This is a genomic window from Pseudomonas sp. KD5, from assembly GCF_012932895.1.
GTDB lineage: Bacteria > Pseudomonadota > Gammaproteobacteria > Pseudomonadales > Pseudomonadaceae > Aquipseudomonas.
In genome coordinates, this window is sequence record NZ_JDWJ01000002.1 from 395,008 (window position 1) to 414,778 (window position 19,771).

General features: G+C 62.3%; 17 protein-coding genes. 2 read left to right on the forward strand and 15 right to left on the reverse strand.

What is annotated here, in order from left to right; genetic code table 11:
• Positions 1–91 precede the first annotated feature (91 nt).
• The 11 genes from argE to AF70_RS05560 all read right to left on the reverse strand — a co-directional run bounded on the left by argE (position 92) and on the right by AF70_RS05560 (position 13,520).
• A complete protein-coding gene (gene argE, locus AF70_RS05510) occupies positions 92–1,249 on the reverse strand; it encodes an acetylornithine deacetylase (RefSeq protein ID WP_019578987.1) in 1,158 nt (385 codons plus the stop codon).
• Positions 1,246–2,415: an FAD-binding oxidoreductase gene (locus tag AF70_RS05515; RefSeq protein ID WP_028940569.1), complete on the reverse strand. Its 1,170-nt coding sequence runs from the start codon at positions 2,413–2,415 to the stop codon at positions 1,246–1,248. Before AF70_RS05515 ends, argE begins: the two co-directional genes overlap by 4 nt.
• Positions 2,412–3,803, reverse strand: coding sequence for an NAD(P)/FAD-dependent oxidoreductase (locus tag AF70_RS05520; RefSeq protein ID WP_028940568.1), 1,392 nt, complete (start codon positions 3,801–3,803; stop codon positions 2,412–2,414). The genes AF70_RS05515 and AF70_RS05520 overlap by 4 nt, the downstream gene beginning before the upstream one ends.
• Entirely contained in the window at positions 3,785–4,093 is a 309-nt protein-coding gene (locus tag AF70_RS05525) for a (2Fe-2S)-binding protein (RefSeq protein ID WP_018925981.1), read from the reverse strand. Before AF70_RS05525 ends, AF70_RS05520 begins: the two co-directional genes overlap by 19 nt.
• A complete protein-coding gene (locus tag AF70_RS05530; RefSeq protein WP_028940567.1) occupies positions 4,090–5,931 on the reverse strand; it encodes an ABC transporter ATP-binding protein in 1,842 nt (613 codons plus the stop codon). Before AF70_RS05530 ends, AF70_RS05525 begins: the two co-directional genes overlap by 4 nt.
• A gap of 1 nt (position 5,932) precedes the next feature.
• Positions 5,933–6,808 (reverse strand): ABC transporter permease, encoded by an 876-nt coding sequence (locus AF70_RS05535; protein ID WP_019578991.1) that lies wholly within the window; start codon positions 6,806–6,808, stop codon positions 5,933–5,935.
• A complete protein-coding gene (locus AF70_RS05540) occupies positions 6,805–7,761 on the reverse strand; it encodes an ABC transporter permease (RefSeq protein ID WP_018925984.1) in 957 nt (318 codons plus the stop codon). Before AF70_RS05540 ends, AF70_RS05535 begins: the two co-directional genes overlap by 4 nt.
• Before the next feature lie 47 nt (positions 7,762–7,808).
• On the reverse strand, positions 7,809–9,446 hold the full coding sequence (locus tag AF70_RS05545) for an ABC transporter substrate-binding protein (protein ID WP_028940566.1): 1,638 nt from the start codon (positions 9,444–9,446) through the stop codon (positions 7,809–7,811).
• Between the two features lie 94 nt (positions 9,447–9,540).
• Entirely contained in the window at positions 9,541–10,815 is a 1,275-nt protein-coding gene (locus AF70_RS05550) for an FAD-binding oxidoreductase (protein WP_028940565.1), read from the reverse strand.
• A 42-nt stretch (positions 10,816–10,857) separates the two neighbouring features.
• Positions 10,858–11,526, reverse strand: coding sequence for a haloacid dehalogenase type II (locus tag AF70_RS05555; RefSeq protein ID WP_028940564.1), 669 nt, complete (start codon positions 11,524–11,526; stop codon positions 10,858–10,860).
• Between the two features lie 521 nt (positions 11,527–12,047).
• A complete protein-coding gene (locus AF70_RS05560; protein ID WP_028940563.1) occupies positions 12,048–13,520 on the reverse strand; it encodes an aldehyde dehydrogenase in 1,473 nt (490 codons plus the stop codon).
• Between the two features lie 241 nt (positions 13,521–13,761).
• Between AF70_RS05560 and AF70_RS05565 the strand changes: the two genes are divergently transcribed.
• Together AF70_RS05565 and AF70_RS05570 are read left to right on the forward strand one after the other, a co-directional pair.
• The gene (locus tag AF70_RS05565; RefSeq protein ID WP_028940562.1) at positions 13,762–14,619 is read left to right on the forward strand and encodes a GNAT family N-acetyltransferase; all 858 of its coding nucleotides are present in this window, start codon (positions 13,762–13,764) and stop codon (positions 14,617–14,619) included.
• A gap of 69 nt (positions 14,620–14,688) precedes the next feature.
• Positions 14,689–15,402, forward strand: coding sequence for a cupin domain-containing protein (locus AF70_RS05570; RefSeq protein WP_028940561.1), 714 nt, complete (start codon positions 14,689–14,691; stop codon positions 15,400–15,402).
• A 95-nt stretch (positions 15,403–15,497) separates the two neighbouring features.
• Here AF70_RS05570 and AF70_RS05575 read toward each other — a convergent pair whose 3' ends face one another.
• From AF70_RS05575 to AF70_RS05590, 4 genes are all read right to left on the reverse strand, one after another.
• Positions 15,498–16,841 carry an OprD family porin gene (locus AF70_RS05575; RefSeq protein ID WP_028940560.1) on the reverse strand — a complete coding sequence of 448 codons (1,344 nt, stop codon included), beginning with the start codon at positions 16,839–16,841 and terminating at the stop codon, positions 15,498–15,500.
• A 77-nt stretch (positions 16,842–16,918) separates the two neighbouring features.
• Positions 16,919–18,124, reverse strand: coding sequence for a DUF1624 domain-containing protein (locus AF70_RS05580; RefSeq protein ID WP_028940559.1), 1,206 nt, complete (start codon positions 18,122–18,124; stop codon positions 16,919–16,921).
• A gap of 39 nt (positions 18,125–18,163) precedes the next feature.
• Entirely contained in the window at positions 18,164–18,937 is a 774-nt protein-coding gene (locus tag AF70_RS05585; RefSeq protein ID WP_231380576.1) for a DUF4198 domain-containing protein, read from the reverse strand.
• Between the two features lie 323 nt (positions 18,938–19,260).
• Positions 19,261–19,749, reverse strand: coding sequence for an Lrp/AsnC family transcriptional regulator (locus tag AF70_RS05590; protein WP_003174918.1), 489 nt, complete (start codon positions 19,747–19,749; stop codon positions 19,261–19,263).
• Positions 19,750–19,771: the final 22 nt, after the last annotated feature.

A 19,771-nucleotide genomic window follows, 5' to 3' on the forward strand; every position in this document is an offset into this window, starting at 1 on the left:
GAAAGCGTTTGATGGGCAGTGTTGGATGCTGAAATTCGCGGTGGGACGGCAGGCTCTACCGGCAAGCAGAAATCAAAAGATCTTGACGATCTCAAAGTTTCAGGGAGCCCAGCAATCCCTCCAGAAACCGCTCCCCAGCCTGCATCTGGCTGATCTCGATGAACTCGTCCGGCTTGTGCGCCTGTTCGATCGAACCCGGGCCGCAGACTACTACCGGTACATCCAGACGCTGCTTGAACAACCCGCCCTCGGTGCCGAACGAGACTTTGGCGGTGCCGGTGTCCGGCGCGGCGAAGTTTTTCAGGAAGCGCACCGCTTCAACGCTCGGGTGGGTATCGAGGCCCGGATAGACGTTGAGGGTTTCGATCTCGATGTCTGCCACGCTGGACAGCTTTTTCGCCTCGCGCACGATCACTTCTGCACGCTCGCGCATCTGCTCCAGGAACTGATCCAGATCGTCCGCCGGCAAGTTACGTACCTCGAAATCCAGGGTGCACAGGTTCGGCACGATGTTCAGCGCCTTGCCGCCGACAATCTGCCCGACGTGCACGGTGCTGTAAGGCACGTCGTAATCGGCATCCTGCGCACCCTGCTCTTGCAGTTGCTGCTGGCTCTGGCGCAGAGCCGCGATGAAATCGCAGGCCACGTGAATCGCATTGACCGAACGCGGCGCCAACGAGGAATGCGCTTCCAGGCCACGGCAGTAAGTGCGGTAAGACCCCTTGCCCTTGTGCCCCAGCACGAACTGCATGTTGGTCGGCTCACCGATCAGGCACAAAAACGGCCGCACTGGCGCCAGGTGCAGCACGTCGAGTAAACGTCGTACACCGACGCAGCCGGTTTCTTCGTCATGGGACAAGGCGATTTGCAGCGGTCGGCTCAACGAATGGTCGGCGGCATCGAGCATGGCGTCGATGGCCAACGCGATAAACCCCTTCATGTCGCAACTGCCGCGCCCGTAAATCCGCCCGTCCTGCACCGTCGCCTCAAACGCCGGCAAGGTCCAGGCCTGGCCTGCCGCCGGCACTACGTCGGTGTGGCCGGACAACAGAATGCCTGGTAACTCTTTAGGGCCGGTGCTGGCGAACAGGTTGGCCTTTTTACCCGTTTCGTCCTTGACGATCAGTGACTCGATGCCCTTGGTCAGCAGCAAGTCGCGTACGTACTCGATCAGGGCCATGTTCGACTCCGAAGACACGGTGTCGAAGGCCATCAAGCGTTTGAGAATATCCAGTACACGGGGTTTCATGAGGCCCTGCTCCTTTGCTCGGTTGTCCGTTGCTCGGCTGAAGAGGTGAACCGGCGGATCGAGAACGGCTCAATCGAAGTGCTGGTGCTGCCGGTGCTGATGAGTTCGGCCATCACGTCGCCGACGCCTGGGCCGAGCTGGAAGCCATGACCGCAGAAGCCGAACGCATAGTACAAACCGTCAACGTTGCCGCTGGGGCCCATCACCGGCAGGGAATCGGGCAAGTAGCCTTCAATGCCGCTCCACACGCGGATGATGTTCAGGTTGCCGACGCCCGGCAGCAGGCGACGCATCTGGTCCATCTGATTGAGAATGCTGCGCGGCTCGACATAGGCGCGGCGGTTGAGCATGTCCGGTTTGCTGCGGTAGCCGCCACCGATGATGATGTTGCCGCGCGGGATCTGGCGGAAGTAGATCACTTCTTCGGGGATCTTGGTGTACACGCCGATCACCGTTGGCAAGGCGTACGGCACCGGTTCGGTCACGGCCATTTGTGGGCCGTTGGTATCCAGCGGCACCGGTTCGCCGAACTGCGCCGAGAGTTTCTGGCCCCAGGCGCCGGCGGTGATCAACAAGCGCTCGGCGCTGAACTGGCGACCGTCGGTGGTAGTCACCGTGAACTCGCCGGCAATTTTCTGCACCTCGGCGACTTCAGTCTGTTCCTCGATCCGCGCCCCGAGGCGGCGGGCAGCCCGGGCAAACGCCGGCGCGGCCAGACGCGGGTTGGCGTGGCCATCGTGGGGCGCATAGGAACCGCCCTTCACGTCCGGTCCGAGGAACGGAAAACGTTCGTGCAGCTCGGCGCCACGATAGATTTTCAAATCCAGCTGCGCCGCCTCGGGTGCTGCCGCATAGGCTTCCAGTTCGGGAATTTCATCCTCGCGGTAACACACGCGCATGTGCCCGCTGGCGATGAACTCGAGGTCGTCGTCGATCAGCTCTGGCAAGCGTTTCCACAGCGCCCAGGAACGGTTGGCCAATTCCAGTTGACCGAGGAAGCGTCCCTGACGCCGGACGTTGCCGAAATTGACGCCGCTGGCGTACTGACCAATCTGGTCGCGCTCCAGCAGAATCACCGACTGCCCGCGCTGGCGCAGGAAAAACGCCGCCGCCGAGCCCATCAGGCCGCCGCCGACAATCACTACATCGGCTTTGTGTAGTGTCATGGCGACACCTCCTCGGTGAGCATCGAAAGGGGTTTGACCGGCGCCTGTCCACGCTGCCGACCGACCTGTTGCACACTGACGCCTGCCGCCGCCGCGATCACTTCGGCCCCGGCCTGGGAGCAATAACGCCCCTGGCAGCGGCCCATGCCGACCCGGCTGAAGGCCTTGGCCCGATTGACTTCACAGGCCCCCTTCTCGCTCACGGTACGGCGCAACTCGCCGGCGCTGATCATCTCGCAGCGACAGACGATGGCTGAGTCCGGCAAGGCTTTGGCTTGCGCCGCCGGCCAGGGAAACGCCTGGGCCAGGCCGAGGCGAAACTCATCCATCACCGCCAGCGCGTGCCGTTGTTCGTCGCGCAAACCGGCGTTCACCGGTTGCTGCAGATCTTCCATCAACGCCATCGCCACCAAGCGCCCGGCATGTTCGGCGGCATCGGCACCGCGAATCTTCGAGCCGTCCCCGGCGGCATACACACCGTTGACCGAGGTGCGGCCCTCTTCATCGACGGCCAGCCACCACTGGCTGGAGGCCTCATCGAAGCGCATGCGACAACCGGCCAGATCGGCCAGTTGGGTTTCCGGGCGCAAGTGATAACCCAGGGCCACGGCGTCGCAATCGACCGTCAGGGTTTCGCCTTTCGCCGTGCTGATCCGTACACCACTGACCCCACTGGCGGCGTCACCCAGCACTTGCAGAGGGTTGATCCCCAAGTGCACCGGGATTTTTGCCCGGTACAACTGCGCCAGTAGTTTCAATCCGGTGAACAGCACGCCAGGCCGAGCCAGCAATTTCGGCAAGGCGCCCATGCGTTTGATCAACGGCGAAGTGTCGAGCACCGCCGCCACATTGGCGCCTGCTTTGACGTATTGGCTGGCGACCAGATACAGCAACGGCCCGCTGCCCATGAACACCACGCGGTGGCCGATGGAAACCGCCTGGGACTTGAGCGCGATTTGCGCCCCGCCAAGGCTGTAGGTGCCTGCCAACTGCCAGCCTTCGATCGGCATCAAGCGGTCGGTGGCACCGGTGCAGAGGATCAGCGCATCGTAATCCACCGTCGAGTGCTTGCCCTGGCTGACGCAGCACAATTGCCCCGGCGTCAGGTTCCACACCAGCGTGTCGGGGCGGTAGTCGATTTGCCCGCGCAATCGGTCGAAACTCTGGTGCAGATTCTTGGCCTTGGCCGCTTCGGTGCCATACAGGGTGGCGTAGTCCCGGGTAAAACCTTCGGGTTGGCGCCGGTAGATCTGCCCGCCATCCCGGCGATTCTCATCGATCAGGATCGGTTTCAAGCCAGCCGCCAGCAGCGTTTCGGCACAGCGGATGCCGGCCGGTCCGGCGCCGACAATAACCACTCGTTGAGCGCTCAGCCGTGCAGTGGCCATATTGCCTCCGGTTGTGTGGTGACGATGTCCAGCCCTTCGCGGACTTCGTTGGAACAGGCGCGCAAACGCTCGCCACTGCGGGTCCAGACCCAACAATCCTGGCAGGCGCCCATCAGGCAGAAACCGGCGCGGCGGCCCGAGTCGAATTCCGATTGGCGCAGCGCCGAGCCCTGGGTCAGCAACGCGACCATTAATGTGTCGCCCTGCAACGCCTCAATGGGCGAACCGTCCACCGTCAGCTTGACGGTCGGCCGGCCCTGCTCGGCCAGCCTCACAAAACGCCCTTTCATGCATAAGCTCCCAGGCTCATGGTGGATAAACCCTGCTGTGTTTTCAGCAACTCGGCACTGTCGTGATGACAAAGAATTTCGCTACCGCCGTCGATGATCCGCCGGTTCGGCGCGGTGCGATTGCACAGACCGTCGACCCGCACCGGGCAGCGACTGAGAAAGGTGCACAGCTCTGGCACATTGGCCTTGGCGCCAATCGGCGGCAGCGTGCCGCAGGTGGTGCCGCAGTTTTCCAGCCAGCCCTGACGCAGTTCCGGCACCGAATGGATCAACAGGTCGGTGTAAGGATGGAACGGTGCCTGGGCAAACGACTGCCGGCTGCCGGCCTGAACCTTGTGGCCGCTGTACATCACCACAATGTCGTCGCACAGCGCGCGCACCGTGGAAATGTCATGGCTGATGAACAGGTAGGACACGCCCAGTTGCTGACGCAGGTCGCGCAGCAGTTCGAGAATCGCCGCGCCGACCACGGTGTCCAGCGCCGAGGTCACCTCGTCGCAGAGGATCAGGTCCGGTTTGGCTGCCAGGGCTCGGGCCAGGTTGACCCGCTGCTTTTGCCCGCCGGAGAGTTCATTCGGACGGCGTTCGGCCATGGCGCGCGGCAAGCGCACCAGGTCCAGCAGTTCGCCGATACGCTCGCGCAGCGCGGCGCCCTTGAGGCCAAAGTACATTTTCAGCGGACGGCTCAGAATAGTGCTGACACTGTGCATCGGGTTGAGCGCAGTGTCGGCATTCTGGAACACCATCTGAATCCGGCGGAACTGTTCATCGGTGCGCTCGGACAGGCTACCACCCAGTGGCTGGCCATCGAAGGTCAGGCCGCCCAAGGCCGGCGTCAGCAACCCGGCCACCACCCGCGCCAGGGTCGACTTGCCGGAGCCCGACTCACCGATCACACCAATGGCCTGGCCCCGGCGCACGGTCAGGTCGATATCTTCCAGCACGCGAATCGACGGCATGCCTTGCAGGTTCTTGTTGCCGTAACCGGCGGTCAGCCCCTGGATGGTTAGCAGCGGTGTTTCTTCAGCGATGCCGCAAGGTGGGTGGATCGTCGTGTCCGGGCGGGCCGCCAGCAGCAGGCTGCGGGTGTATTCGTGGGCCGGGGCCTTGAGCAGCGGCGCGGTGGCGCTCTGCTCGAAAATCTGTCCGCCGTTGAGCACCACAATCTGATCGGCCATTTGCGCTACGACCGCCAAATCATGGGATACATAGACCGCCGTCGCGCCTCGCTCGCGCACCACCCGTTTGAAAGCGCGCAGCACGTCGATCTGCGTCGTCACGTCGAGGGCGGTGGTCGGCTCGTCGAGCACCACCAGCAGCGGATCGCTGATCAGCGCCATGGCCGCCATCACCCGTTGCAACTGCCCGCCGGATACTTGGTGCGGGTAACGCTGACCAATGTGATCGGGATCCGGCAAGGCCAGATCGCGGAACAGTTCGATGGCTTTGGCTTCCAGCACGGCCCGGCTACCCAGGCCGTGAATCAATGCGCCCTCCACCACTTGATCGATCAGTTTTTTCGCCGGGTTGAACGCAGCGGCGGCGCTCTGGGCAATGTACGACACCCGATTGCCGCGCAGGCCTTGCAGTTCGCTTTCGCTCAACGCCAGCATGTCGTGTTCGCCGACTTGCACCACGCCGGACGCCAATCGACAACCGCGTCGGGCATAGCCGAGCAACGCCAGCGCTATGGTGGTCTTGCCGGAGCCGGACTCACCGATCAACGCCAGCACTTCACCTTTGGCCAGGGAGAAGCTCACGCCTTTCACGATCTCCACCTCGCCACGCTCGCCGCAAGCGACCACGCGCAGGTCTTCGACTCGAATCAAATCACTCATTTCAATGACCTCCCGTACGTCGACTACGCCGTGACGACAATCGGTCGATGAACAGATTCACGCCGATGGTCAGGGTACCGATGGCCAGCGCCGGAATCACGATGGCCGGCGCGCCCTGATTGAGGCCGCCGATGTTCTCGCGCACCAGGGAGCCCAGGTCGGCGTCCGGCGGTTGTACGCCGAGGCCGAGGAAGCTCATGCCACTGAGCAGCAGCACGATGAAGCCGAAGCGCAGCCCCAGATCGGTCAGCACCGGGTTGAGCATGTTCGGCAGGATTTCCACGCAGGCGATGTACAACCGACGCTCGCCACGGGTGCGGGCCACTTGCACGTACTCCAGCGCTTCGATGTTCACCGCCATGCTGCGGGCGATGCGGAACGCGCCTGGGGTGAAGCTCAAGACTGCGGTGCAGATCAGCAACAGCACCGAAGAACCGAACGCCGAGACCATGATCAACGCCAGCATCTTGCTCGGGATGGATATAAAGGCATCCATCAAACGGCTGATCACTTCGTCCAGCCATTTCGGCGACACCACCGACAGCAGCGCACATCCGGTCCCCAGCGTGCTGGCCAACACCGCTGAAATCAGCGCCAGGCCCACGGTGAACCGCGCGCCGACGAGAATGCGGCTGAGCATGTCGCGGCCCAGGTAATCGGTGCCCAACGGGTAAGCCACGCTGAGGCTGTCGAACACGTTATCGGAGACCACTTCACCCACCGGGTGCGGCGCCAGCCACGGACCGAAGATCGCCACCAGCAGCCAGATCACACACATCGCCGCCCCGACCAGGCCAAGCCACGACGGTCCATGGGCGACCTTGCCCAATGCCAGCTCGGGCCCTGCAGGCGCCGATTTCGCCATGAGATCGTTCATTGGTTTCTCAGCCTCGGATTGGAAAGAATCGCGCACAGGTCGGCAATCAGCACCAACCCCAGGTACGCCGTACAAAACAGCATGGTGCAGGCCTGAACCAGCGCCATGTCACGGTTGGTCACGGCATCGACCATCAGGCTGGCGATGCCGGGGTAGTTGAAGATCGTCTCGACGATCACCACCCCGCCCAGCAGGTACGACAGGCTCAGGGCGATGGCATTGGCAATCGGCCCGATGGCGTTGGGCAAGGCATGGCGCAACACGATCCGCACCGGGCTCACGCCCTTGAGCCGGGCCATTTCCACATAGGCGCTGTCGAGCTGATCGATCACCGCCGCCCGGGTCATGCGCGCCATTTGCGCGACAATCACGCAGCACAGGGTCATCACCGGCAAGGCGTAGGTGCGCATGAATTGCCAGGGTGAGGTGATGTCGCTGGCATAGGACAGCGCCGACAGCCAGCCCAGGTTCACCGCAAAGATCAGCACCGCCAGGGTCGCCACCAGAAACTCCGGCACGGCGACCAGGGCCAGGGTGATGAAGCTGAGGACACTGTCCATGCGCCCGCCCCGGCCCATGGCCGAGCCGATGCCGATGATCAGCGCCACCGGCACCGACACCAGCGCCGTGACGGCCGCCAGCATCAGTGTGTTGGGCACCCGCCCGGCCATCAGCTCGCTGACCGGCAAGGCATTGGACACCGATTGCCCCATGTCGCCGCTCAGCAGGTTCATCAACCAATGCAGGTAACGCACCACACCGGGTTGATCCAGCCCCAGTTTCAGGCGCAAGGCCGCCACCTGTTCCGGCGTGGCGAATTGCCCGAGTGCCTGTTGCGCCGCGTCCCCCGGCAATACCGCCGTGATCGCAAACACGACCATGGACACGATCAACAAAGTCACGATCGCCGCGCCCAGGCGCCGGCCGATCAACCACAGTGTGTTGCTGTTCATCGCCCTACCCTCATGCAATAGCCCCGCTTACGCCCGTGTGCGGCCGATCAGGCATCGAGCCAGACCTGTTCGGCGAACATGTAGCCCATGAAACCGCCGAGGGGGTTGCTGCCGTAGCCCTTGATGCGCTGGTCGACGCCGTCGATGTTGCTGATGAACACCGGCACGCCGATGCCACTGTGTTCATGCACCAGGGCCTGCATATCGGCGTACATCTTGCTGCGCTTGGCGTCGTCGGTTTCACCGCGGGCGAGCATCAGCAGTTGGTCGAACTGATCGTTCTTCCAGCCCGACTCGTTCCATGGCGCGCTGGACTGGAAGAACTGCGAGAACATCACGTCGGCGTTCGGCCGAGGGTTGATGTTGCCGAAGCTCAGCGGGTGCTTCATCCAGTGGTTGGACCAGTAGCCATCGCTGGGCAGGCGATTGACGTCGAGCTTGAGCCCGGCCTGTTTCGCCGATTGCTGCAACAGCACGGCGATGTCCACCGAACCGGTCGCGGCAGGCGATGCCACCAGCGGCATGGTGATGCTTTCCATGCCGGCCTTCTTCAGCAGGAATTTGGCTTTTTCCGGGTCGTAGGCCCGCTGCGGCAGGTCGGCGTTGTAGTAGCGCGAGCCAGGGGAAATCGGATGGTCGTTACCGACGACGGCAAAGCCACGGAACACCGCGGATTTCACTTGCTCACGGTCCAGCAAATACTTCATCGCCTGAGTGAATTCGGCGCTTTTACCCGGCATCTGGTCCTGACGGATGATCAGGTCGGTGTAGTTGCCCGACGGCGCATCGACGACCCGGTGTTTGGCGCTGGCCTTGATCCGTGTGGTCGAGCGTGGGTTGACCTCGTTGATCATGTGCACGTCGCCCGACAGCAGCGCGTTGACGCGTGACGGTTCGTCGGCAATCGCGATGAATTCGATCTCGTCGAGGTACGGCAGGCCCGGTTTCCAGTAGCCGGTGTTGCGCGCGGCAATCGAGCGCACGCCCGGTTTGAATTCCTTGACCGTGAACGGCCCGGTGCCGATGCCCTGGTTGAAGTCGGTGGTGCCTTCGGGAACGATCAACAAGTGCGACACGGCGAGGATCGACGGCAGCTCGGCGTTCGGCGCACTCAGGCGGATCTGCACTTCGTGGGTGCCGGTGGCCTTGATCTCTTCGAACTGCGCCATCAGCGGCATGACCTTGGAACCGGTCAGCGGGTCTTTGTGGCGCGACAGCGAGAACACCACGTCGGCGGCGCTCAGGGTCTTGCCGTTGTGGAAGGTCACGTCCTTGCGCAGGGTGATGATCCACAGCGTCGCATCGGTGTTATCGATGCGCTCGGCCAGTTCCAGTTGCGGCACCAGGTGGCTGTCGAAACGGGTCAGGCCGTTGTAGAACATGAAGTGACGCACGTAGTCGGTAGACAGCGCGCCCTTGGCCGGGTCCAGGGTGTCGGCGGTGGAGCTGGACATGCCGGCGACGCGAATCCGCCCGCCCGGCTTGCCTTTGCCCGGGGTTGCCGCTTCTTCGGCGAACAGTTTGCCGGCAGCGCCGAACAGGCTACCGGCGCCCGCTGCGGCAACACCCGCCACGCCGAGCATCTGCAAGGCGTGGCGCCGCGACATGCCACGGTTGAGGCCTTCGAATACCCGCAGGCTGTCCTGGCCGGAAATCAGTTTCGAGTCGATCTTGTTGTCAGTCATATCAGTTGTACCTGTCGAAAAAATGAGGCTCGAGTGCCCACGGATGTCCGGGGCGTCCTGGAAACGCAAACGACGGTGACGCCACAACATCAACTCAATGCAAATAGTCCTGGAGGCGGTAGTAAGCGCCTACGAACGGCAAGAACCACGGCTTGCCGAAATGCCCGGGAATCGCTGGCCAGTCGAGTTCGCGCCAGGGATTGGCCTCGACTTTGCCGGCCATCACCTCGGCCATCACCTGGCCCATGTGCACCGACATCTGCACGCCATGGCCGCTGTAGCCCATGGAGTGATAAACCCCGCCATGCTGACCGGCGCGAGGCAAACGGTCGGAGGTCATGTCCACCAGCCCGCCCCAGCAGTAATCGATTTTCACCTTGGCCAACTGCGGGAACATCTGCACCATCGCCGCTTGCAGCACCTTGCCGCTCTTGGCATCGGACACGCTGTCGGACATGGCAAACCGCGCACGGCCGCCGAACAGCAAGCGGTTGTCCGGGGTCAGGCGAAAGTAGTTACCGATCATGCGACTGGTGACATAGGCACGCCGACCGGGCAGCAACTGATCGATGAGGAACTGCGGCAGCACCTCAGTGGCGATCACGAAACTGCCGACTGGCACGATCCGCCGCCGATACCAGCCCAGGCCACCGTGCTGACAAGCGCCGGTCGCCAGCAATACTTGCCCGGCGTGCAAAGAACCCTTGGCGGTGTTGACCCGATAACCGCCGGCCTGGGCCTTCCAGTCCGTCACCGGTGTACCTTGATAGATCAGCGCGCCATGACGTGCAGCGGCCTCGGCCAGACCGACGCCGAAGCGCCCGACGTGCATCTGCACGCCGTTGCGCTGCAGCAAGCCGCCATGGAACTGGGCCGAACTCACTTCGGCGCGGGTCTGTTCGGCGTTCAGCAACTCGACCTCGGCATCGACTTCCTTGCGAATCAATTCGCAAGTGCGCGCCAGGCCTTCGTAGTGCAGCGGTTTGGCCGCCAGTTTGAGCTTGCCGTTGCGCTTGAGGTCGCAGGCGATCTGCTCCTGCTCCACCAGGGACACAACGCTCTGTACCGCGCTTTCATAGGCCTGGTAATAGGCCCGCGCCTTGTCGGCACCGAGGCTGGCACTCAGCCCGGCATAGTCCTGGGCAACGCCGGTGTTGCACTGGCCGCCGTTGCGCCCGGAGGCTTCGCCGATCACTCTCCCGGCTTCCAGCACCACCACACTGGCGCCCTTCAAGGCCAGCGCGCGAGCCGCCGCCAGGCCGGTGAAACCGCCACCGACGATGGCCACGTCGACCTGCCCGGGCAATGCGCCGAGCTGAGCACCGGAAAAGGCCGGTGCGGTGTCGAGCCAGTAGGATTCACTGCCCATGTCTAACCCCTTATTGCGTGAAGAGCGCCGTTACCGTTCAACTCAGAGACCGACCAGCGCCGCCAGTCCACCGATGTCGGTGATCTGCTGGTAGCCGTAGAACGCATTGCCCGGAACCTCGTGACCACGGGCGACGAAGGCCTTGTTCTTGATCTTCATGTCGTGGGCCGGCATCAGGTCGTAACGGAAACTGGAAGACACATGCAAGATGTCTTCCGGGCCGCAGTTGAGGTTGTCGAGCATGTACTCGAACGCCGCCAGGCGCGGCTTGTAGGCCTGGGCCTGTTCAGCGGTGAAGACCTTGTGAAACGGTGCGCCGAGCTTGTCGACGTTGGACATGATCTGGCTGTTGCTGGCGTTGGAGAAAATCACCAGGGGAATCTTGTCGGCGATTTTCGACAGGCCGGCCGGCACGTCCGGGTGCGGGCCCCAGGTCGGCACGGCGTCGTAATACAGCTGGCCTTCGCCACGGTATTCGACACCCCAACGCTTGCAGACCCGTGCCAGTGCGGTCTTGAGAATTTCATCATAAGGCCGCCAGTCACCCATGACCTGATCCAGGCGATAGGCGGAAAAATCCTTGACGAACTGATCCATCTGCTCGGGCACCACGCGATCGGCGAACAGCTCGCGAGTCATCGTGCCCATGTGGAAATTGGTCAGCGTACCGTAGCAGTCGAACGTAATGAATTTGGGGCGAAGAAAGCTCATTGAGTGCGGTCCTGAAGTTCGTTGAGGTCATGGCGCGACAGGTATTCGCTGCGTTTCGGGAGCGGCGATGCAACGCTGCAGCACACCGTCATTACAACACCGTGAAATCAGCAGATGGCGTTAAAAGCGACCTCTGCTTGATACAAACCACCGTTTTAGCCTGCCCCCTCAGCAGACTTTGCGGCTCGCTCCAGCCTTGGGCAAACCCCGTATTTATGCGCTCTTATGGACCTTCATGGCTATGCGAGCCTGACGAACGCCCCCATTCACGGCAGAACCTGCGCCGGGCTGAACGAAAACGGGCGCTTCCCTGAGGAAGCGCCCGTTTGGGTGCGGTTTGAACCTTCTCTTGATGACTACCCGGTGTAGCAGCTGCCGAGCCTGCGAGGCTGCGTTCGGCGGCGAAGCCGTCGTGAAATCAGCTATTGCGGTGTGTCATGAAAACCTTGCAAATCGGGTTTACGACGGCTTCGCCGCCGAACGCCGCCTCGCGCTGCTCGGCAGCTGCTACGGGGGCCGTGTTATTGGACGATATCGATCAGCACGCTCTTGAAGCGCAAGTTGGCTTCGAAGGCTTCGCGGCCCAGGTCCTTGCCGATGCCGGAGCGTTTGTAGCCACCGGTCGGCAGGATGTAGTCATTGCTGCGTCCGTAGCGGTTGACCCACACCGTGCCCGCCTCCAGCCGCCGGACCAGGCGCAGGGCGCGGTTGATGTCGGCGGTGTGCACGCCCGCCGCCAGGCCGTAGGTGGCGTGCGCGGCCAGGCTAAGTGCCTGCTGTTCGTCATCGAACGCCTGCACCGTCAGCACCGGGCCGAAGATTTCTTCACAGATCGCCGGGTTCTGATTGTCCAGGCCGGCCAGCAAAGTCGGCTGGTAATAGGCACCGCCCAGCCCTTCGAACAAGCCACCGCCAGTCAGCACTTCGGCCCCGGCCTGGCGTGAACGCTGGACGATGCCGTCGATACGGCTGGCCTGCAACCGGGAAATAATCGGCGACAGCGTGCTCTCGGATGACCAGGTCGGGCCTGGACGCAATTCCTCGAAATACGCCTGCAAGTGTGCAACGAACGGCTCCATGATCGAGCGCTCGATCAATAACCGCGAACCAGACACGCACACCTGCCCGGCATTGCCGGTGATGGCCAGCGCCACGGTGCGTGCGGTTTTCGCGATGTCCGGCACGTCGGCAAACACCAGTTGCGGACTCTTGCCGCCCAGCTCCAGGGTCACCGGTTTCGGCCCCACCAATGCACAAGTGGACATGATGCTCGAACCCGTTGCCGTGGAGCCGGTAAAGGTTACCTTGCCCACCCGTGGATGACGGCACAACGCATCGCCGGTAATCCGCCCATCGCCCTGAACCACGTTGAAAATCCCGGCAGGAATGCCCGCCTGCACCGCCAGTTCGGCAAAGCGCAGGCTGGAAAACGGCGTCAGCTCCGACGGTTTGAGCACCACGGCATTGCCGGCAGCCAGCGCCGGCGCGACTTTCCACGAAGCCATGCTCAAGGGGAAATTCCACGGCGCGATGGCGGCGATCACGCCGTACGGTTCGGCGATCTGCATGCCCAGGCGATCGGTCTGGGTCGCCGCGACGTGGCCGCCGTGCTTGTCCGCCAGTTCGGCAAAGAAACGAATGCCCTCGGCGACATAAGGAATGTCCCAGGCGATCACATCTTTATGCGGACGGGTCGAGCCCACCGCTTCCAGCGGCGCCAGCACGGCGACATCGGCTTCAATCAGATCGGCCCAGCGACGCATGACCCGTGCCCGTTCCCGGGGCGGACGGCTGGCCCAATCGCTGCGGTTAAACGCCTGCCAGGCATCGTTGACCGCCTCATCCACCAGGTCGGCATCGGCGATCGGCAGCTGGGCATAGGCCTGACCGTCTGAAGGGCGAACCACCTCCAGCCCCGGTTGGGCGTCGCGGTATTTTCCGGCAATAAAATGAGCGCTGCGCACAGCGATAAGGCGAGGATCGAAGCTATCCATGGAGCACTCCAAAAAGGGACGGCGAGGCGTTTACTCAGGCCTCCATCGTAGAAAAAAAGCCCAAGCATTTGCTGCCGACCTTATGGGGCAATTAAGTAGTAAGTGTGGTCTGCAGGCCTTTGAGGTGAGGAATCTGCCGAATCCTTCCGCCCCCCTTGTCAGGCCTTCACGCAGATGGGATACAGGCATCCTCGCGCCGGAAAACCGGTTGATCGCGCACACTGTAAAACGGAGATTCATCATGTCCGCCTCGCACCCTTCCGCTTATGTCTATCGGCCGATGACCGCTGCTGATTTGCCTTCGGCCCATGCCTTGTCTGTCGAGTTGAAGTGGCCCCATCGCCTGGAAGACTGGGCGATGCTGCAGCGGGTCAGCGAAGGTTTCGTGGTGCTCGATGGCGACCGACTGATCGGCACCGCATTCGCCTGCCGGCAGGGCGACTTCGCCACCATCGGCCTGGTGATTGTCAGTGACAACTATCAGGGCAAGGGCATCGGCCGTCGATTGATGGAGCACGCACTGGAGGCCTGCCAGTCGCGCACGCCGATGCTCAATGCGACCCTCGCCGGTGCGCCGCTTTACGCCAGCCAGGGGTTTGTCGAGTTCGGGCGGATTCAGCAGCATCAAGGCCTGGCTCAGGCGCCCGCGCTTGAACCGCTGGCAGACGGTGAAGAATGCCGCCCGTTACAGGCGGCGGATCGGGCTCCTCAACTGGCACTGGCCAACGCCGGCAGCGGGCTGGACCGGCAAGCGGTGCTCACGGAGCTGTTCGCGGTGGCCGAGCATTCGGTGGGCATCGAGCGCGACGGTCAGTTGCGTGCCTTCGCCCTGCTGCGCCCGTTCGGTCGCGGTCGTTGCCTCGGCCCGGTCATCGCCGAAAACCTTGAACAGGCCAAACACCTGATCGCGGTGTTGCTGGCCCAGGTGCCGGACGCTTTCGTGCGAATCGACATTCCAGCGGACAGTGGTTTGAGCGAGTGGCTGGAGCTGGCCGGTCTCAAACAGGTCGACACCGTGGCGCAAATGGCACGGGGCACACCGCCGCAAGCGGCCAACGGCGTCCGCCAATTTGCCCTCGTCACCCAAGCCATTGGCTGATCCCGGCGCGCGATGAAGCGAGCGCCTTCCATCACTTTCTACCCCCCATTTGCAGGGAGCGTCACCCGCATGTCTCAACCCACCATTGTGCTGTTGGCCCGCGTCGACGGCAGCCGCGTTTCTACGTCTTTCAAGGCAGCGCCCTTGAGTTCCATCGATCCGTTCATGGACGGTCGTCAGATCGCCTACATTGGGTCCGACGGCGTCTCGGCGGGCCTTGTTCACACCAGCAAAACCGTCGATATCGAGCACTTCCCGCACACCGAAGTGATCGTGGTCCATGCCGGGCATGTGGTGCTGCAATCCGGGGAACAGGTGCTGGAACTGGGCATCGGTGCCAGCGCCGTGATCGGTCGCGGCACGGCGCTCAGGTTTCAGGCACAACCCGATACTTGCTGGGCCTTCTGTGCTGTCACCAGCCCCAGCGCCGAACAGAAACCGGGGCTGACAGCGCTCGACCCGCTGGCGATGCTGTCCCCTTCGGCGGCACCGGAACCGCAGATACTGATCGGGCCTACGCCGCAGTGTCGCTCGCGCAATGCCTTCGAAGATGACGCCACTGATCTGCGTGTCGGCGTGTGGGATTCGACGCCTTACACCCGCCATGGCCGAGCGCACAAACTCAACGAGCTGATGCACCTGCTCGAAGGCAGCGTGACTTTGCAGGCGCCTGACGGGAGCAGCGTTACGGTCAACCCCGGTGACACCGTGTTCGTGCCACAAGGGGCACCTTGTGCCTGGAACAGTGCGCGGTATGTGCGCAAGGTTTACGCCGTCAAATAGCGCTGGCCGATTTGAATCAGCGTAATCGGTCCCGGTTACGCTAATCCCGTAGCAGCTGCCGAGCTGTGCGAGGCAGCTGCTACAAGGCGTGAGCCTCAGAATTTCCCGCCCAACGGATATTCAATCGCCAGACGAATCTGATCGGCATCCAGCTCAGCCTGTGCCGAATTGCCCCGATGGACCGCATGGCGCAGGGTAAACCCGAGGTTTTTCGCCGGGCCCGACTGCACCACATATTTGGCCTGCAGATCACGTTCCCAATGCTTGCCACCCTGCCCGTAACCCAGCCACTTGTAACCGCCGTTGGGGTCCATGTGACTGCCGTCGATGCCGCTGCCGCGCACATACAACGCACCTAAGGTCAGGCCGGGGACGCCGTAGCCAGCCATATTCAGATCGTAACGGGCCTGCCAGGAAGCTTCTTCGGGTGCGTTGAAATCGGACAGGGCCACCGAGTTGCTCAGGTAGATCGCGCCTCGGGTCACGTAGTCGAAGGGCGTGTCACCGTCGACCTTCTGATAACCCAGGCCGAAGCTGTGAGCGCCGATTTTGTAGGTGGACAGCAAACTCCAGGTGGTGTTGTCGATTCGGCCCGATAACGCTTTGCCGGTGTCCTGGGTGCGATACAGGTTTAGGTCGAAAGTCAGGTCCTGGCCGGCGGCCAACGGCTGCGTGTACACCGCGCCCAGATAGTGCTGACGCCAGGTATCGTCATACTGCGCGCTGAACAGGCTGGCATTGAGTCCCTTGACCGAGGTGTTGCGCCCACCGATCAAATCGAAGCTGTTGCCCTGCTTGCCGTTGGAGTAATTGACCACAAAACCTTGGTCATGACTGGTGGCGTTACGGTCGGTGCTCTCGTTGAAGTGCCCGCCGTACAACGTGGTGCCGGGCAGTTCGCGGCTGGTCAGCAGCCAGCCGGTGGCGGTCTCGGGCAGCAAGCGGCTGTCGGATGAACCGAATACCGGGGTTTTCACCCGTTGCTCGCCGTAGCGCAATTCGGTGGAGGAAAAACGCAGCTTGGCCACGGCGCCGCCTCGGCTGAATTCATCCTTGGGGTGGCCTTCGTTGTCCACGCCCAGCACCCGCGCCTTGCCGGCGCGTCCGCCGCCACTGTCCAGTTGCCAGCCGGAATACAGGTGCGCGTCCAGCCCGAAACCCACGGTACCGGTGGTGAAACCCGAGGCCACATCGGCCATCAGACCGTAAGCCCACTCCTCCGCCAGATCGCTGCGCTGGGCCCTGGGTTTATAGGCGTTGCGGGCGCCGCTACTCAGTGAGCCGTGTTGATAATCGCGGCGGTCATAGAGGCTGCGATTGAGCAGGCTCCACTGGCTGTCCTGCAAAAAACCGTTGGCGTTGTCTTGTTCCGATGCCTGGGCGAGCAGGGTTTCCCCTCCCAAGGCCAAAAGCAGGGCGTGCGTGGTTAACGTCTTCACAGTTTTCTCCTGGAAAATCGGTCGTGCGCAGCGGGTCGTAAGGTGTCCCGCCCGATGGGGGGACACCGAAGAGCGGCTCAGAGGTATTTGAGAATCGCGATATCGCGACGGCGCTGCTTGAGGTTGGCGAACCAGCGTGTCGGGAAGAACAGCAGCACCCCGAGAATCACGCTCCACAGCCAGACCGTGGGCAGGTTATCGAAGCCGTAATAGGTGCCCTGATTGGCGCCCCAGATGGCAACCGCCACCAGGTACATGGCCTTGAGCACATACAGGTGCAACAAGTAGAAGAACATCGGCGCGCCACCGTAGACCGCCAGGGTCGCGGTGGACCAGCGATGCTGGGCCTTCTCGAACAACGCCAGAAGAATCAGCCCCAGGCCGAGGGTCGGCATCAGGAACATCAGTGACGGCGGGTACTTCTTCGCGCTCATGAAACTCATGAAGGTGCGCAGCGAATCACCGGTCTGCACCCAGGGTTTCTCTCCGTAAACGTTCAGGTAACGGATGAACACGAACGCCGCCAACAGGCCGACGCCGACTTTGAGCAAGCGGGAAATCCGCGCGGCCGGTTCCATGTCCTTGCCGAACCACGGCCCGATGGCCCAACCCAGCAGGATTACGCCGATCCACGGCAACACCGGGTACGTGGTGCGAGCCCGGGTGAACTCGGTGATGTCGATGAATACCCGCTGATGCAGGATCGACCACGGCACGAAGAACGGCGACTCCGGCCCCACGGTCACGCCATCGAGCAAGTTGTGCCCGGCGACGATCGCCACTCCGAGCACGATCAGCCAACCGCGTTTAAAGTGCAGCAACCCGGCAAGCACGATCATGCAGATGCCGATGCACCAGATCACTTGCAGCCACAGCGTCTTGGGCGGGAACTCGGCGTTCCAGGCAAAGCACACGAACGTGAGCTCCAGAAACACCAGGAACAGCCCGCGTTTGAGCAGGAACACCGAGGTTTCACTGGCCGTGTGTTTCTGGCTGTAGAGCCAGGCCGACAACCCGGTGAGGAAGATGAACACCGGGGCGCAAAGGGTGCTCAGCAGGCGGGTGAAGAACAGGTCCGGGGTCACGCTCAGCGCATCGATCGGGTCGGTGACCTGACGGTGCAGCAGAAAGGTTTCGCGCACATGGTCGATGAGCATCAACAGCATGACGAAGCCGCGCAAGGCATCGATGGCCAACATCCGGGTGTTGGTTTTGGCAACGCTGGTGGCCAGCGCAGGGGAAACACTTCCCGCCTGCCCTGCCACGCTTGTAGATAGGGTCATATCAGTCACTCATGTCTTGGTCAGTGGACTACCGCTGGCTCAGCCCTGTTTCTTCAGCCTGGCAACTTCCGATGCCGGCAGCTGCGACGGCGCCCGCGGCAAGGGTACCTGACCTTCCTTTCGATAGAACGACAGTGTTGAACTGAAGCTCTTCACGTCATAGGGCTCAGCCTGACCCTGAGGATTGGTGCGCTGCCCGGCGGTGTGATCCTTGTATTCGACGGCCACCACATAGGTGCCCTGCCAGGGCAGTTCGAAACTGACCTTGCCAGCCGCGTCGGTGCGCTGGGTGAACACTTCCCCGGAGCCGGTTTCCAGCACCACGTCCTGATTGACCAGGGGCTTGTGCGCATAAAACACCTGGAACTGCGCCTTGCCCGCATCGGCGACGCCGGTGGGCACGATGTCCAGGGTCAATTCCGGGGTGCGGGCGCGCAGATCGCCGACCCAACGGGTGGCGGGCGTCCAGTAAGCCTTGAGGGTTTTATCGCCTTCGTGGAGGTCGAAGATCGGGTAGTGCCCATCCTCGGCCAGCAGCGAATCATCCGCGTTGGCTTGATGCGCCACCGCAAACGCCTGGCGCTGCAAGGTCAGGCGCAACGGCTGGGACCTGTCGCTGATCGACCAGCCCTTGAGTTGCCTGAACCGGTCCATCCCGCCCGGAGTGACTTCCAGCATGTTCTTGTCATATTCCCCGTAGTACAACGCCAGGGGTTGCCCCGGTGGCTGCTCGTACCAGATTTGATGCGCCTCGGTGCTGCTTGCCAGCATGAAGACGCCGTAACCCAACAGTGCTTTTTTTGCGTGGCTCATTCGCATTTTTTTGCGCTCCGATTGGTGTTGTTCCACGGATCGTTGCAGCCCTGCAACGACCTGCCCCCTCTCTGAACGCATTACAACGCAGGCAATTTTAGGCTTTGTTCCGAATTCATCGCCCGTAACGCAAACGAAGACTGTTTTCGCCGCCTAAACAGCGATTTATGCGGACTGCGCCAGCATGAAGCGCATTAAGCGGTTGTGCGGCTCGAATGTCCGATCCAGGTGCATGAGAAACCTGTGGGAGCGGTGTCAGCCCGTCGCGCGCCTCTTATGAAGGCGCGGCAGGCTGCAAGGGAATGGGGTACGCGGAGTCAGCTTCAGTGGCGCAATAATTTGCGCAGCGGCACGCCGTCCTTGAGCACGGGTGACTTGATGACGATGTAGCTGAAGTATTTGGAGATGCCGATGTTCTTGTCCAACAGGCTTTCGACCACTTCCTGATAATGCTGAATGCTGCGGGTCATGAAGCGCACCAGGTAATCGTAGCCGCCGCTGATCAGGTGGCATTCGAGCACTTCGTCGACCAGACGGATATTGGACTCGAACTTGGCGAAGTCCTCGCGCTTGTGGTCGCTCAAGGTGATTTCGGTGAACACCGTGACCGAGTCGGTGATCTTGGCCAGGTTCAGGTGAGCCTTGTAGCTGGAAATATACCCGGCCGACTCCAGCCGCTTGACCCGTTGCAGGCAGGGGCTGGCCGACAGGCCCACGGCATCCGCCAGGCTGACGTTGGTCATACGCCCGTCCTTTTGCAGCTCAACCAGGATGCTGATGTCGATTCGGTCCAGTTTTACTAAACCTTCCATTGCGTACCTCTTGACTGCCGTT

Excerpts from the sequence above, each read along its gene's own strand:
- argE (WP_019578987.1), bottom strand. The coding sequence starts at position 1,249 with ATGAAACCCCGTGTACTGGATATTCTCAAACGCTTGATGGCCTTCGAC.
- AF70_RS05515 (WP_028940569.1), bottom strand. The coding sequence starts at position 2,415 with ATGACACTACACAAAGCCGATGTAGTGATTGTCGGCGGCGGCCTGATG.
- AF70_RS05520 (WP_028940568.1), bottom strand. The coding sequence starts at position 3,803 with ATGGCCACTGCACGGCTGAGCGCTCAACGAGTGGTTATTGTCGGCGCC.
- AF70_RS05525 (WP_018925981.1), bottom strand. The coding sequence starts at position 4,093 with ATGAAAGGGCGTTTTGTGAGGCTGGCCGAGCAGGGCCGGCCGACCGTC.
- AF70_RS05530 (WP_028940567.1), bottom strand. The coding sequence starts at position 5,931 with ATGAGTGATTTGATTCGAGTCGAAGACCTGCGCGTGGTCGCTTGCGGC.
- AF70_RS05535 (WP_019578991.1), bottom strand. The coding sequence starts at position 6,808 with ATGAACGATCTCATGGCGAAATCGGCGCCTGCAGGGCCCGAGCTGGCA.
- AF70_RS05540 (WP_018925984.1), bottom strand. The coding sequence starts at position 7,761 with ATGAACAGCAACACACTGTGGTTGATCGGCCGGCGCCTGGGCGCGGCG.
- AF70_RS05545 (WP_028940566.1), bottom strand. The coding sequence starts at position 9,446 with ATGACTGACAACAAGATCGACTCGAAACTGATTTCCGGCCAGGACAGC.
- AF70_RS05550 (WP_028940565.1), bottom strand. The coding sequence starts at position 10,815 with ATGGGCAGTGAATCCTACTGGCTCGACACCGCACCGGCCTTTTCCGGT.
- AF70_RS05555 (WP_028940564.1), bottom strand. The coding sequence starts at position 11,526 with ATGAGCTTTCTTCGCCCCAAATTCATTACGTTCGACTGCTACGGTACG.
- AF70_RS05560 (WP_028940563.1), bottom strand. The coding sequence starts at position 13,520 with ATGGATAGCTTCGATCCTCGCCTTATCGCTGTGCGCAGCGCTCATTTT.
- AF70_RS05565 (WP_028940562.1), top strand. The coding sequence starts at position 13,762 with ATGTCCGCCTCGCACCCTTCCGCTTATGTCTATCGGCCGATGACCGCT.
- AF70_RS05570 (WP_028940561.1), top strand. The coding sequence starts at position 14,689 with ATGTCTCAACCCACCATTGTGCTGTTGGCCCGCGTCGACGGCAGCCGC.
- AF70_RS05580 (WP_028940559.1), bottom strand. The coding sequence starts at position 18,124 with ATGACCCTATCTACAAGCGTGGCAGGGCAGGCGGGAAGTGTTTCCCCT.
- AF70_RS05585 (WP_231380576.1), bottom strand. The coding sequence starts at position 18,937 with ATGAGCCACGCAAAAAAAGCACTGTTGGGTTACGGCGTCTTCATGCTG.
- AF70_RS05590 (WP_003174918.1), bottom strand. The coding sequence starts at position 19,749 with ATGGAAGGTTTAGTAAAACTGGACCGAATCGACATCAGCATCCTGGTT.